This is a genomic window from Marivirga atlantica (genome assembly GCF_016734805.1).
Lineage (GTDB): Bacteria > Bacteroidota > Bacteroidia > Cytophagales > Cyclobacteriaceae > Marivirga > Marivirga atlantica.
Map to the genome: position 1 here is coordinate 668,031 of NZ_JAERQG010000001.1, position 12,706 is coordinate 680,736.

Below are 12,706 nucleotides of genomic sequence, written 5' to 3' on the forward strand. Positions count from 1 at the left end.
CAAATGACAAGAAAAGAACGCTACGAAGCTTTTTTAGAATATTTCTCTAAAAACCAGCCACAGGCAGAGACGGAACTTCATTATGAAAACCCGTATCAATTGCTTGTGGCTGTTATTTTATCTGCCCAGTGTACTGATAAGCGAGTCAACATCGTAACACCTGCATTATTTGAAGCCTTCCCAACGCCTCAACATTTGGCGGTGGCACATTTTGACGAAGTGCTACCTTACATAAAGAGTATCTCTTTTATGAATAATAAAACCAAGCATTTAATCGGCATGGCCAAAATGCTGGTAAATGATTTTGGTAGTGAGGTTCCATCAGATGTTGATGATTTACAAAAAATGCCGGGCGTAGGTAGAAAAACTGCTAACGTAATTGCCTCTGTAATTTTCAACCAGCCGACAATGGCCGTTGATACGCATGTATTCAGGGTTTCAAAAAGACTTGGTCTTGTGAATCAAAACGCAAAAACTCCTCTAGAGGTGGAAAAGGTACTGGTAAAACACATACCAGACGAATATATTCACCTGGCGCATCATTGGTTAATACTTCATGGCAGGTATGTTTGTCTTGCACGGAAACCAAAATGTGATGATTGTAAAATCACCCATTTTTGTAGGTACTACGAAAAGCTTTAGAAATTAGTTATAAGGTATAATTTCGATAGGCAGCCTGCATAAGTTGGCAAAGTCTTCACCTATTTCCATCATATCATCATCATTTTCCCTGTAGAACCAACGGATGTTCACATCATGACCGTCTTTTTCGGTAAGTACCTCCAGTTTGTGAATCATATCTAGCATTAATTTAGAGGTGCTGGTATTAAAATAATCTAGCCTGAAGTTGAGTTCGGTAGTTTCTTTAGGGTTATCGAGGTATGTGTTTAGGTGGTCAAAAATTGGCGTAAAAACCTCCATTGGATTTTCAGGAATTGAGGATCCTGATATTTCAAAAAAGCCTTTTTCAATATCTATGACTACTGTAGGTCTTTGGTGTGTTCCTGACATTCTAAACATAACGCTCAAATATGCTAACAAAAATCGTTAACCGCAAAGGGTTGATTTCAAAATGATGTAATAAAATATTAGAATAATAACAGCAATGAGCTGTGTTATTCAAGTTAAAGATTTTAAATTTATTTTACCGATCTAAAAAGTAGAAAAAGAAACCTAATCGTGAAAAACACGCTATTAATATTCCAGTTTTTTGTGCTTGTCCTACTAAATGCTTGCACTAATAATGAGACAGATTCAATCCAACACATGAATAAAATACATCTGCAGTCGAAGGATCATCATTCATATGCAAAGCCAAATGAGGCAAGAATAAAACATTTAAGGCTCAATATGGAGGTTAGTTTTGATGAGAAAGTATTAAAAAGTACGGCTACTTATCAAATTGAAAAGTCCCCTTCTGCCAAAGAAATTATTTTTGACACCAAGGATTTAGAAATAAAAGCAGTCTACGTAAATGATAGCATAGAAATAAAGTCTTATTCATTAAAAGGAAAGGATGAGATCTTGGGTCAGGCACTTCATATACCTTTAGATACCACAACAAAAACTATTAAAATTGAATATGAAACCTCTCCAAATGCTGAAGCCCTACAATGGTTAAATGAAAAGCAAACAGCTAGTGGTAAGCCGTTTTTGTTTACTCAATCGCAAGCAATACTATGCAGATCTTGGATTCCCATTCAGGATTCCCCTTCAATAAAATTTACTTACGAAGCACAGGTTAAAGTGCCGGAAGGCTTTTTGGCACTAATGAGTGCTGAAAATCCTCAGGCTATTGACACTACTGGAGTTTACAGTTTTAACATGCCTTACAAAATACCTGCTTATTTGATGGCATTGTCTGTTGGTGATTTAGATTTTCATAAGTATGACAGCATTTGCGGTGTATATGCCGAGCCTCCTACCATGGAGAAAGCTAAGAATGAATTAGAAGATCTGGATAAAATGGTAGCAGCAGCAAGTAAACTATATGGCAAATATAAGTGGGGCAGGTTTGATGTGCTTATGCTTCCCCCAAGCTTTCCTTTTGGAGGCATGGAAAACCCGATGTTGACATTTGCTACACCTACGATTCTAGCAGGAGATAAATCTTTGACATCCCTTATTGCTCATGAGTTGGCGCACAGTTGGTCGGGTAATTTGGTTACGAATGCTACCTGGGATGATTTCTGGTTAAATGAAGGTTTTACTGTGTACTTCGAATACCGAATAATGGAAGCTATTTATGGAAAGGAATATGCCAATATGCTTGCTCTGATATCAAAACGTGAGCTGGAGCAAGAGGTAAAAGAGATGATGGCTGACGGAAAGGAAGAAGATACTAAACTTAAACTGAACTTAAAGGGAAGAAATCCTGACGAAGGCTTAACTTCTATTGCTTATGATAAAGGCTATTTCTTTCTAAAAAGATTAGAGGAGTTGGCAGGTAGAGAGCATTTTGATCAGTTTTTAGCCAATTATTTTGATGAGAATGCTTTTCAAACAATGACAACCGAGGGATTTATTACTTACACCCAGCAGTATCTTTTCGCTAAAAATAATATTGAGGAGCCTGACAACTTATTTGATGATTGGGTGTATGGTGTAGGTTTGCCCGATGATATGCCTCAAATTGAATCTGGTTTGTTTAAAAATGTTGAGAGCACTTTAGAGAAATGGTTAGTTCAAAAAGATAACGACTTACTGCCAGATTCAGCATGGAGCACGCATGAATGGCTTCACTTTTTACATGAAATGCCCGATAGCATTGGCGTTGATGAAATGAGGTTGTTGGATGCTAAAAAGAATTTTACAACTTCAGGAAATTCAGAAATAAAAACGGAATGGATGCTTTTAGGTATAAAGCATAATTATAAACCTATTTATCCTGAGCTTGAACGCTTTCTAATTAATACGGGCAGAAGAAAATTCTTAATGCCTCTATATCAGACCTTGTTAGAAAGTGAAAACATTAATAAGGATTATATATTAAGAATATACGAGCAGGCGAGATCAAATTATCACTATGTTTCGTATAATTCTATAGACAATTTATTAGGTTATCAACCACAGAAATAATTTTAGCTACATGTATAAATTAAAAAGAATAATTGTTGCCCTTGATTTAACTGAAATGGATGAGGTCCTTCTGAGATATACTTCAGAGCTGGCCAAGAAGGTGAAGGCTGATAAGACGTATTTTTATCATATAGCTGAAGATTTCGACATCCCTTCTGAGATAAAGGAAAAATACCCTGATTTATTAGCGCCTACCGATGAATCACTGGAAGCGATAATTAAGGAACAAATAGACAAATATTGGACAGTTGGAGATCATTGTGCAGTGGATGTTGAAGTAAAGGAAGGTAATTCATTTGAGAAGTTGGTAAGAGCAATTGATAATAAGGATGCTGACCTTATTGTGATGGGTAGGAAGAAATCTTTAAAGGGCTCTGGGGCTTTATCAAAAAAAATGGCAAATCTGGCACACTCTTCGGTAATGCTAGTTCCGGATGATGCTAAGTTCGATGTAGGCAAATTGGTTGTGCCTATTGATTACTCTAAGCATTCAAAATTGGTTGTGGAACAGGCCATTAATATTTCGAAAAATACTGAGGCTCACATAGAATTTGTTCATGTATTTACTGTGCCTTCAGGCTACCATAAAACAGGTAAATCTTATGATGAATTTGCTGATATAATGAAGCAGCACTCAGAGGAAGACTACCAAAAGTTTATTAAGCAGTTTGATTTTGAAGAGGTACCTCCATGTGAGCATATACTTGATGATGACAAAAGGCCTTCAGACAAAATCTTCGATTATGCAGAAAAGAATGGTGCAAACCTTATAATCATGGGATCAAAAGGAAGAACTGGCCTAGCTTCAATGTTACTTGGTAGTGTAGCGACTAAAGTAATTGATTTTGATACCTCTATCCCACTTTTAATTGTGAAAGAAAAGAAAGAGAATATGGGATTTTTAAAAGCCCTTCTAAATATTTAAAAGAGCTTTTATAATTAATCTTGCTTTACTGAGTACATTTCTACTACTGCCGTGATAGCTGCATCAATATCTTCAACAGTATTGTATTTACTAAAGCTGAAACGAACGTTAGGCCTGTTCTCTTGTATGTTTAATTCAGCAATTACATGAGAGCCAACGTTGGTTCCGCTGCTGCAGGCTGAACCGCCACTTGCAGAAATACCTTTTATATCAAGGTTAAAAAGTAGCATTTCACTCATGTCATTTTCAGGAAGCCTTACATTTAAAACAGTGTAAAGGCTTTTGTCCGTATCTCCAGACTGGCCATTGAATTGAACTCCATCAATTGCCTTACTTAAACCTTTGATCATGCGCTCTTTTAAACCTTCAATATGGTTTCTATGCGCCTCCATGTCTCTGTAGGCAATTTCCATAGCTTTGGCTAAACCAATAATGCCATAAACATTCTCAGTTCCTCCACGCATATTTCTTTCCTGAGCACCACCGTGCATAAAAGGATGAATTTTATGATCTCCATTAATGTATAGAAAGCCAACACCTTTTGGACCATGAAATTTATGGGCAGACCCCACAATATGTTGAGCTTTTATCTCTTGCAAATTGTGTACATAGTGCCCCATTGTTTGCACTGTATCAGAATGGAAAACAGCTTTGTGTTGCTTACACAGCCAGGAAACTTCCTCAATGTCAAGCAGGTTTCCTATTTCATTATTGGCATGCATTAAAGAAACAAGGCTTTCAGGATTATCTTCTAACCATTGCTTCAAGAAACTCATTTCAACTTCACCTTTATCATTTAATTCGGCATAATTCAACTGAATTTTACCTGTTTTTTCAAGGTGTTGTAAAGGGTGAAGTACAGCATGATGCTCAACACGAGAAGTTAGCACCTTCTTTATATTCTTTTGATGAATACTGCAATACAGAGCGGTATTGTCAGCCTCAGTTCCTCCTGATGTAAAGAATATTTCCGAAGGAGAAGTATTTAACAAATCGGCTATTGTTTTTCTTGATTTTTCTATAGCCGAACGCACTTCTCTCCCATGCCCATGTATAGATGATGGGTTGCCAAAATATTCATACATATACGGCTGCATCGCCTCTAGTACTTCAGGATCTATTTTGGTTGTAGCCGCATTATCTAAATATATTCTCTCCATTTACTTCTGCTCGCTTATTATTTCTTTTATATCAGATATCATTTTTTGAGCCAGATGCTCAGCTTTCGACTCAGAATCAGATTCCGAATAAATTCGGATGATAGGTTCTGTATTAGATTTTCTTAAGTGAACCCACTCTTTATCAAACTCCACTTTAACACCATCCACTGTATTGATTGGTTGATTCTTATATCTTTCCTGAATAGCCTTTAAGATTCCGTCAACATCAATTCCTTTCGTAAGTTCAATCTTGTTTTTTGAAATATGGTAATTAGGATAACTACCCCTCAATTGCGAACAAGATTTACCACTTTTTGCCAAATGAGTTAAGAATATGGCAACTCCGGCTAAAGCATCTCTCCCGTAATGGATGCCAGGGTAAATTACACCGCCATTGCCTTCACCACCAATTATCGCATTTACCTCTTTCATTTTTGTTACCACATTAACTTCCCCAACTGCAGAAGCATGATAGGTACCTCCATGTTTCTCAGTTACATCTCTTAATGCTCTGGTACTTGATAGGTTGGAAACAGTATTACCAGGATTCTGGCTTAAAATATAGTTGGCAACTGCTACAAGCGTATATTCCTCACCAAATGGAGTTCCATCTTCCGAAACCAATGCTAGTCTGTCAACATCAGGGTCTACCACAATACCTAAATCATAATTGCCATTGGCTAATTCACTCGAAATCTGTGTGATATTTTCAGGAAGAGGCTCTGGGTTATGAGGGAAATTACCATCAGGGAAACAGTATAATTCTCTAACTTCATCAACACCTAAAGCCTTTAATAATTTAGGGATGGCAATGCCTCCTGTACTATTAACGGCATCAACCACAACCTTAAATTTCTTTTCACGGATGGCTTGAACATCAACCAAAGGTAATTCAAGTACCATATCAATGTGTTTCTGAATATAGTGATCGTGTGTTGTGTACTTGCCTATTTTCTTTACTTCAGCAAACTCATAATTACCACTTTCGGCAAGCTCTAAAAGCTCTTGTCCGTCTTCTCCTGAAATAAACTCTCCTTTGTCATTAAGTAATTTTAATGCATTCCATTGCACAGGATTGTGGCTCGCAGTTAATATAATCCCGCCAGCTGCTTTTTCAATTGGCACGGCTATTTCTACAGTAGGAGTGGTTGAAAGTCCTACATCTATTACATTGAATCCCATCCCTTGTAATGTGGCTGATACCAATTTCGAAACCATTTCTCCTGATGGACGAGCGTCTCTTCCAATAACAACTTTTTTATTGTCGGACTTGGTTCTTAACCATGCAGCATAAGCACCTGCAAATTTTACTACATCTACAGGCGTAAGGGCATCACCTGGCTTTCCACCAATTGTTCCTCTAATACCTGATATCGATTTTATTAAGGTCATGTGTTTTTAATTGAAAGCAGCAAAGGTACTAAAAATTGACTGATGAGGTAATTTTTAAGTGCAATAGTATATACATCTTATATATTATTCCGGTGTATGGTTGACACTAACTTGCATGACTTAATAATCGTTTGAACCTAACATTTCGATGAACAACACTTTATAACTGATTGAAAATAAATATTTTGAGAAATTGTACTAAGAAAAAAGGATTTAGCACTCTAAGTTTGTAGAACAATCTGAACATAGTATTTGTGATCTAGCTCATTGGACAAGCTAAAAATATACATATCGCCACTTTTTTCTTCAGGAGTTAATGCTGCCATTGATGCAGAGCAAAGAAGGAAAGTGTTTTTAACAAATGCTATAAGTCTTTCAATTGTTGTTTTTAGCTTTATTATTTTGATAAATGATTACTTTATCGTCCATAATTATCTGGCAGGGCACCGGAGGCTTATTTTAATAATAGCGCTTTTGTCAGTTCCGTTATTTAACAAGCTTGGTTTTCATGCCCTTGCAAAATCTGTTTTAATAATTTCGCCTGGTTTTGCGATTATTATTATTCCAGTGATGGTTAAAGATTTTTTTCCAGGGCAATTGCTTTGGTTTCACTACGGAACCGCAATTATGACTTCCTTTCCGTTTATATTATTTCATTATAAAAGGGAGAGAGTACTCTGTGTGATACTTTTTCTTGCTTACCTGTTCCTTACAATCTTTATCGACCGCATATTACTCTATTACAATCCGGTTCAGTATGGTTTTGAAAATGAGTTGGCAAACTTCACAGACTATAAAATACCACCAATTTTTTTAAGTGTTTTCTTAAGCTCTGTAGTACTGTGGTTTAATAATGTTAACATCCGCTATGCAACAAAACTGAAGTTAGTTAATCAGGAACTTAAGAATACCAATGAAGAATTATTGACTAAATCCGAGCAATTGGATGACCTAAACAAGAATCTGGAAAAATTGGTGATTGAGCGATCAGCCGAAATAAGAACTAAAAACAAGCAGATAATAGAATACGCTCATTTGAATGCCCATAAAGTAAGAGGCCCCCTGGCAAGAATTATAGGTCTTTTAAACCTTACCAAGCACACAACTGATCAAGAGGAAATAAAAGAGCTGATAGCCAAAATGGACTTTTCAGCTCAAGAGTTAAATGAAATAATTACAGAAATGAACGAAATTCTTTCTGAAGGAAATTAGAATTTACTCATTACTTTGTCTACCTCATTATCCGGATTTGCACAGGCTTCTCCAGGTTGTCTACCGCAAAAGCCACATGCTTCACCCTCTTTATTCAGATAAGGATTTTGCGAGGCGCATGTTCCTTTAAATTCTCCGTTCTTCAAGAAAATCAAACGAACTGACATTAGTATGAAAAATAGGGCTATAAAACCGATTGTTATTAAAAAAACTTCCATTTTAAATATTTAATACGTGCGTTTAGGCACTTTTAAGATGTTGCAAATTTAGTAATCTGCTTGTTTAACACCTACTATCTTTGCTAAGTTTCGATAATGATGTCTTATTTCCAGAATTTTCGGACATTCGCATAATTGTTCATCTAACAGATTCTCCATGAAAGAAGTAGAAAAATATCCTGACCCAAACAGAGCAAACAAACTTGATGCTTTTGATCGGTTATTAACTATAATGGATCAGTTGAGAAATCTATGCCCTTGGGATAAAAAACAGACTATCGAAAGTATCAGACATTTGACAATTGAGGAGACCTATGAATTATCAGATGCGATACTTGAAGGTAATTTGGAAGAAGTAAAAAAGGAATTAGGTGATTTAATGCTGCATATGGTATTTTATTCGCGCATGGCCGATGAACAAAAAGCATTTGATATGGCAGATGTATTAAATGGGATATCTGACAAACTCATACACAGACATCCGCATATATACGGAGATGTGGAGGCGGACAATGAAAAAACTGTTCTTGAGAATTGGGAAAAACTTAAGCTAAAGGAAAAAGGTAATAAATCTGTTTTAGGAGGTGTTCCGACTTCATTACCAGCTTTGATTAAATCACAGCGCATTCAAGAAAAGGCCAGAGGCGTAAGGTTTGATTGGGACAATAAAGAACAAGTGTGGGATAAGGTTAGTGAGGAATTAGCTGAGTTTAAACATGAAGAAGCCGAAGGAAATAAAGAGAAAGCCACAGAAGAATTTGGTGATTTATTGTTTAGCTTGATAAATTACGCTCGGTTTATAAAAATTAATCCGGAAGAAGCTTTAGAAAAGACCAACAAGAAATTTATCAAGCGTTTTCAATACCTTGAATCAGCTTCAAAAAGAGATGGTAAATCACTATCAGATATGACGCTGACAGAGATGGATGAATATTGGAATGCCGCAAAGAAATTATAAGCAGATTTAACTTTATAGAATAGCTAGATGACTTTATCAGACAAAATAAAAGATGTAATTCGTGATATTCCTGACTTCCCTAAGCCGGGAATTGTCTTTAAGGACATCACCCCTATTTTATCAAATTCAAAATTGGTAACGGAAGTTGTTGACTGGTTTGTTGAAAAAGGAAAGCAAGATAATATTGATGTAGTTGTTGGTGTTGAATCAAGAGGCTTTTTATTTGGCTTGCTGATAGCTGAAAAAATGGGTGTTCCATTCGTACCGGTTCGTAAGCAAGGCAAGCTTCCCTATAAAACAATAGCTCACAGCTATGATTTGGAGTATGGGAGTGCTACAGTTGAGATTCATGAAGATGCCTTAAAGCCTGGACAAAAAGTAATGATTCATGATGATTTACTTGCTACAGGTGGAACGGCAATGGCAGCTGCTGAGCTGGTAAAGCAAATAGGAGGCAAAGTATGCAACTATACTTTTTTAATTGAGTTAGGATTCTTGAATGGCAAAGAAAACATAGGCTTGGATAATAATGAGGCTATCCATAGCATTATAACATATTAAATTGAAGTTTAAACATCAGAGAGTAATTACATAAGCTAATTATGGAAGAAACAAATATTGATTCAAAATCAGCCTTACAGCAAAAGGTAACAGAAGTAATGAGCGAGGTAAGTAAAGTAGTAGTTGGCCAGGAATACATGGTGAACAGGTTACTTATTGGCCTTTTTACAAACGGACATATATTATTAGAAGGTGTGCCAGGCTTGGCTAAAACATTAACAGTTAATACGCTGGCCAATGTGCTACACCTTGATTTTCAAAGAATACAGTTTACTCCAGATCTAATGCCTTCTGATTTGATTGGTACTATGATCTATAACCAGAAGGAAGGGAATTTTGAAGTTAAAAAAGGACCTATTTTTTCCAATCTTGTTTTAGCGGATGAGGTAAACCGTTCTCCCGCAAAGGTACAGGCTGCTCTGCTTGAGGCTATGCAGGAAAAGCAGGTAACTATTGGTGAAACATCCTTCAGCCTTGACAGACCATTCTTAGTACTGGCTACTCAAAACCCAGTTGATCAGGAAGGAACCTACCCACTGCCAGAAGCTCAGGTAGATAGATTCATGCTAAAAGTAACTGTGGATTATCCTACTAAAGAACAGGAGCTTGAGGTAATGCGCAGAATGTCTAATATGTCTTTTAATAAGGAGGTTAATACTTTATTAAGCAAGGAAGATATTTTTGAAATCCGAGATGCCATTAACCAGGTAGAAATGTCCGATTCACTAGAGCGCTATATTATCGAGTTAGTTTATGCCACCAGAAACCCTAAAGACTATAATTTGATTGAAGAAGCAGAGTATATTCAATATGGTGTTTCACCACGTGCCAGTATCAACTTGAACCTGGCATCGAAGGCGGTGGCTTTCATGGCTGGAAGAGATTATGTATTACCAGAAGATATTAAGGAAGTGGCTTATGATGTAATGAACCACAGAATATTGCTTAATTATGAAGCAGCCGCTGATGGTGTTACTACCAAAGATATTATTCAGAAGATTCTTAAGAAGATACCTATTGCGTGATGCATAAGTAAATACGACACATAGAATGGCTTGCCGGTTGGCAGGCCATTTTTATTTAACAGAAAATTAATAAGGTGTAACAATTCGTAACAATTTGCTAAAAAGGTTGACAAACTCAGGTAACATTAAATAGCCACCTTTGAGCCATTAAACAAGCAAAACGATTTTAAACAATTATTTACTTATGAAAAAATTTGCAAAATACGCAATGTTTTTATCAGCACTAGCAGTAGGGTTCACTGCATGTGATGATGACAATGGAGACGGAAACACTGAGCCGGACTTTGCTGCTCCGACAGCTACTGCTCCAGGAGTACAGTCAGTTACAGTAGAAGAAGCTATTGTTCTATCTTTTACTTATAATGCTGAGGCTGGGTTCAAAAGTTCATCAGTTACTCAAGTTGGAGGTGCAACTGAAATTACAACAGATGGTACTGCGGAAGCAACAGATGGTACCATTGAGGTTACTTACACTGCGAATGCAGAAGCAGGTGCGGGTACTGTGGTTTTAACTGTAGTTGATGGTCAAGACCAAACAGTTACAGCAACTGCAGTAGTTAATAAAGTAGCAGCAGATGATGCTATTCCTGCGATCGCAGGCATTCCTGCTTCAGCTACAGTTGATGCTGGACAAGAGCTTGCGGTATCAGGAGTGGATTTAACATTTGCTGATGGTTTTGGGGCTTTCACTTTATCTGTAGATGGTGGAGCTGCTATTGATTTAGCTGCTACTATAGATGATACAAGTGGTTCTGAAGGAACGGCTGATATAGCTTATGCAACTGGTGATTTGACCGATGGTGGACATTCATTAGTTTTTACCTTGGAAGATGGTAATGGTACTACTACTACATTCACTCATACGCTTACTGTTAATACTTCAAGAGTAATTGAATCAAACGTTACTTCAGATGTAACATGGTATTCTGCAACCACTTACGAACTAGGAGGTAGAATAGCAGTTGAAGATGGAGCAACACTCACAATTCAGCCAGGAACTGTTATTAAAGGACAAGCTGGTGCAGGTGCAAACTCTACTGTTTTAATTGTTGCAAGAGGTGGTAAATTAATGGCTGAAGGTACTGCTGAAAGCCCAATAATCTTCACTTCTGTTGCTGATAATATTGTTTCAGGTCAAATCGAATCACCAAACTTGGAGCCAGATGTAAATGGATTATGGGGTGGTTTAATAGTTTTAGGTAATGCTCCTATTGCTGCTTCATCTATTCCTGCTCAAATAGAAGGTATCCCAACTACTGACCCTAACGGACTATACGGTGGAACTGATCCAGCAGATAACTCTGGTGTAATCAAATATGTTTCTGTAAGACATGGTGGAACATTGATCGGTTCTGGTAATGAAATTAATGGTATCACTTTAGGTGGTGTTGGTTCTGGAACTGTTATTGAGAATGTTGAAGTTGTTGCAAACCAGGATGATGGAATCGAGTGGTTTGGTGGTAACGTTGATGTTACTAATGCTCTAATCTGGAATGCAGGCGATGATGGTCTTGACACTGATCAAGATTGGATTGGAACTTGCGAGAATTTTATTATCGTTACTCCTGATGGTAGTGCATTTGAGCTAGATGGACCTGAAGGTGGTGTGGCTAAAAGAAGCTTCCATTCTTTCACTAACGGTATTGTTTATGCTGGAGATGATATTGACCACTTGGTTGATTGGGATGGATCAACAAACGCGGTATTAACTGATATTTATTTCTACGGATGGTCTAATTCTTATGGATTCATTGTAGATGAAGATCCTGAAGAAGCTGGTGACCAAAGATTTATTCCTTTCGAATCATTCGGAGGAGATATGTCTGGAACTTCTACTGGTTTCCAATATACAATGCCAACAAACGGCAGACCTTATGCCGAAGTATTCGAAGGTGTTCCTGATGCTGCTACTACTGAGGTTGCTTTAAATGCGAATACAGTAGGTCCTGATGCTGCAGGTTTTGCTTGGACATGGGCTTCACAGTCAGATGCTTTATCCTCTATCGGATTATAAGAATAAAAAGTAATTTCTTTAATGAAGGGCTTGCCATAATTTGGTAAGCCTTTTTTATTATCTAAATGTTAAGACGAAGCTGTGTATTTAATATTTCATTAATTAGAAATGGTATTCATTTGCCTATTTTTATCGGATTTTTGCAGGAATAAAAATTTTAAGT

Annotated in this window: 12 protein-coding genes; 8 read left to right on the plus strand and 4 right to left on the minus strand. The window is 37.0% G+C overall.

Annotated features, from left to right (window positions below; genetic code table 11):
- Positions 1 to 3 precede the first annotated feature (3 nt).
- Positions 4 to 642, plus strand: a complete 639-nt coding sequence (nth, locus tag JKP34_RS02970; protein WP_201917553.1) for an endonuclease III — start codon at positions 4 to 6, stop codon at positions 640 to 642.
- A 3-nt stretch (positions 643 to 645) separates the two neighbouring features.
- Here the strand turns inward: nth and JKP34_RS02975 are convergent, their stop codons facing one another.
- Positions 646 to 1,020 (minus strand): DUF1987 domain-containing protein, encoded by a 375-nt coding sequence (locus JKP34_RS02975; RefSeq protein WP_201917555.1) that lies wholly within the window; start codon positions 1,018 to 1,020, stop codon positions 646 to 648.
- Positions 1,021 to 1,266: 246 nt separating this feature from the next.
- Here JKP34_RS02975 and JKP34_RS02980 point away from each other — a divergent pair, with 246 nt between their 5' ends.
- Both JKP34_RS02980 and JKP34_RS02985 read left to right on the plus strand, forming a co-directional pair.
- Positions 1,267 to 3,078, plus strand: coding sequence for a M1 family metallopeptidase (locus JKP34_RS02980; protein ID WP_236664869.1), 1,812 nt, complete (start codon positions 1,267 to 1,269; stop codon positions 3,076 to 3,078).
- Positions 3,079 to 3,088: 10 nt separating this feature from the next.
- Positions 3,089 to 4,003, plus strand: a complete 915-nt coding sequence (locus tag JKP34_RS02985) for a universal stress protein (RefSeq protein WP_201917559.1) — start codon at positions 3,089 to 3,091, stop codon at positions 4,001 to 4,003.
- 14 nt (positions 4,004 to 4,017) lie between these two features.
- On the opposite strand, the gene JKP34_RS02990 is transcribed toward JKP34_RS02985, so the two are convergent.
- Both JKP34_RS02990 and glmM read right to left on the minus strand, forming a co-directional pair.
- Entirely contained in the window at positions 4,018 to 5,163 is a 1,146-nt protein-coding gene (locus JKP34_RS02990; RefSeq protein ID WP_201917561.1) for a cysteine desulfurase family protein, read from the minus strand.
- Positions 5,164 to 6,555, minus strand: a complete 1,392-nt coding sequence (gene glmM, locus JKP34_RS02995) for a phosphoglucosamine mutase (RefSeq protein ID WP_201917563.1) — start codon at positions 6,553 to 6,555, stop codon at positions 5,164 to 5,166.
- A 267-nt stretch (positions 6,556 to 6,822) separates the two neighbouring features.
- On the opposite strand from glmM, the gene JKP34_RS03000 reads away from it, so the two are divergent.
- The gene (locus JKP34_RS03000; protein WP_201917565.1) at positions 6,823 to 7,767 is read left to right on the plus strand and encodes an ATP-binding protein; all 945 of its coding nucleotides are present in this window, start codon (positions 6,823 to 6,825) and stop codon (positions 7,765 to 7,767) included.
- On the opposite strand, the gene JKP34_RS03005 is transcribed toward JKP34_RS03000, so the two are convergent.
- On the minus strand, positions 7,764 to 7,985 hold the full coding sequence (locus JKP34_RS03005; protein WP_201917567.1) for a hypothetical protein: 222 nt from the start codon (positions 7,983 to 7,985) through the stop codon (positions 7,764 to 7,766). The two genes, JKP34_RS03000 and JKP34_RS03005, sit on opposite strands and share 4 nt — an antisense overlap.
- A gap of 157 nt (positions 7,986 to 8,142) precedes the next feature.
- On the opposite strand from JKP34_RS03005, the gene mazG reads away from it, so the two are divergent.
- The 4 genes from mazG (at position 8,143) to JKP34_RS03025 (ending at position 12,543) form a co-directional block, all read left to right on the plus strand.
- Positions 8,143 to 8,943 carry a nucleoside triphosphate pyrophosphohydrolase gene (mazG, locus tag JKP34_RS03010; RefSeq protein ID WP_201917570.1) on the plus strand — a complete coding sequence of 267 codons (801 nt, stop codon included), beginning with the start codon at positions 8,143 to 8,145 and terminating at the stop codon, positions 8,941 to 8,943.
- 27 nt (positions 8,944 to 8,970) lie between these two features.
- Entirely contained in the window at positions 8,971 to 9,504 is a 534-nt protein-coding gene (locus JKP34_RS03015; RefSeq protein ID WP_201917572.1) for an adenine phosphoribosyltransferase, read from the plus strand.
- 41 nt (positions 9,505 to 9,545) lie between these two features.
- Positions 9,546 to 10,529, plus strand: a complete 984-nt coding sequence (locus tag JKP34_RS03020; protein WP_201917574.1) for an AAA family ATPase — start codon at positions 9,546 to 9,548, stop codon at positions 10,527 to 10,529.
- A 184-nt stretch (positions 10,530 to 10,713) separates the two neighbouring features.
- Positions 10,714 to 12,543: an autotransporter outer membrane beta-barrel domain-containing protein gene (locus tag JKP34_RS03025; protein WP_201917576.1), complete on the plus strand. Its 1,830-nt coding sequence runs from the start codon at positions 10,714 to 10,716 to the stop codon at positions 12,541 to 12,543.
- Positions 12,544 to 12,706: the final 163 nt, after the last annotated feature.

Excerpts from the sequence above, each read along its gene's own strand:
- nth (WP_201917553.1), top strand. The coding sequence starts at position 4 with ATGACAAGAAAAGAACGCTACGAAGCTTTTTTAGAATATTTCTCTAAA.
- JKP34_RS02975 (WP_201917555.1), bottom strand. The coding sequence starts at position 1,020 with ATGTTTAGAATGTCAGGAACACACCAAAGACCTACAGTAGTCATAGAT.
- JKP34_RS02980 (WP_236664869.1), top strand. The coding sequence starts at position 1,267 with ATGAATAAAATACATCTGCAGTCGAAGGATCATCATTCATATGCAAAG.
- JKP34_RS02985 (WP_201917559.1), top strand. The coding sequence starts at position 3,089 with ATGTATAAATTAAAAAGAATAATTGTTGCCCTTGATTTAACTGAAATG.
- JKP34_RS02990 (WP_201917561.1), bottom strand. The coding sequence starts at position 5,163 with ATGGAGAGAATATATTTAGATAATGCGGCTACAACCAAAATAGATCCT.
- glmM (WP_201917563.1), bottom strand. The coding sequence starts at position 6,555 with ATGACCTTAATAAAATCGATATCAGGTATTAGAGGAACAATTGGTGGA.
- JKP34_RS03005 (WP_201917567.1), bottom strand. The coding sequence starts at position 7,985 with ATGGAAGTTTTTTTAATAACAATCGGTTTTATAGCCCTATTTTTCATA.
- mazG (WP_201917570.1), top strand. The coding sequence starts at position 8,143 with ATGAAAGAAGTAGAAAAATATCCTGACCCAAACAGAGCAAACAAACTT.
- JKP34_RS03015 (WP_201917572.1), top strand. The coding sequence starts at position 8,971 with ATGACTTTATCAGACAAAATAAAAGATGTAATTCGTGATATTCCTGAC.
- JKP34_RS03020 (WP_201917574.1), top strand. The coding sequence starts at position 9,546 with ATGGAAGAAACAAATATTGATTCAAAATCAGCCTTACAGCAAAAGGTA.
- JKP34_RS03025 (WP_201917576.1), top strand. The coding sequence starts at position 10,714 with ATGAAAAAATTTGCAAAATACGCAATGTTTTTATCAGCACTAGCAGTA.